This window comes from Psychrobacter sp. 1Y4 (assembly GCF_051847555.1).
On the sequence record NZ_JBPYDE010000363.1, the window covers coordinates 1 to 820 of the forward strand.

Sequence of the window (820 nt, forward strand, 5' to 3'; positions counted from 1 at the left end):
GTCTTGCTGGAGCTGGATGAGCTGCCCAATCGTACCCGCATTACGATTGAAGATTGGGAGGCACTCGGTATCAGATGGCAAGCTGAGCTAGATCGCAAGATTGCGCAATTGACCGAATTGAAAAGCATGATGACGGACTGTATCGGCTGTGGTTGCCTATCGCTTGAGCGTTGCAAGCTGCTGAACCCTTACGATGAGCTGGGCGAGACAGGCACAGGGCCGCGTTTGATGACGGAATAAAGTCTGACTAGGAAACGGTTATACTCAGCCATAGACTAAATGATTAAAGCAATTAGCCAACTTGTCTACAGTGGCAATGTTATTCATAATTAGGGAAAAACAATATGATTACTTGGCAGCTCAAGCCTTTCATTGAATTAACGACGATCCAGTTGTATCAACTCCTCAAACTGAGGGTGGATGTGTTCGTGGTCGAACAACAGTGCCCTTACCCTGAATTGGATGATAAAGATCATAAGAAAGGTGTTTATCATTTACTTGGTTATGACTGTGACCAGCTTGTCGCCTGTACCCGTCTATTGCCGAAAGGGATTAGCTATCCATCAGTCAGTATGGGCCGCGTAGCCATCTCGGCAGATCATCGAGGTGGCGGTATTGGGCATCAACTGTTAGAAGAATCCTTAAAAAACTGCCAATCTTTATGGCCTAACGAATCTATTGAAATTGGTGCTCAAGAGTATCTGACATCGTTTTATATACAACATGGCTTTGTCAAAACGTCAGACACCTATTTAGAAGACGATATTCCACATATTGATATGAAGCTTGCAAAATAATCGTTCTTAGATTTATTTTTGCG

At 43.8% G+C, this 820-nt stretch carries 2 protein-coding genes; both read left to right on the forward strand.

The window, feature by feature from the left end; genetic code table 11:
• Positions 1–240: MerR family transcriptional regulator (locus tag ACS8FC_RS16335; protein WP_459112969.1), on the forward strand; the 240-nt coding region annotated here is incomplete at its 5' end.
• 104 nt (positions 241–344) lie between these two features.
• Positions 345–797 (forward strand): GNAT family N-acetyltransferase, encoded by a 453-nt coding sequence (locus tag ACS8FC_RS16340; protein WP_439297551.1) that lies wholly within the window; start codon positions 345–347, stop codon positions 795–797.
• The last annotated feature ends 23 nt before the right edge of the window (positions 798–820 follow it).

What these genes read in the sequence shown, in the direction of transcription:
- ACS8FC_RS16340 (WP_439297551.1), top strand. Translation starts at nt 345, where the DNA reads ATGATTACTTGGCAGCTCAAGCCTTTCATTGAATTAACGACGATCCAG.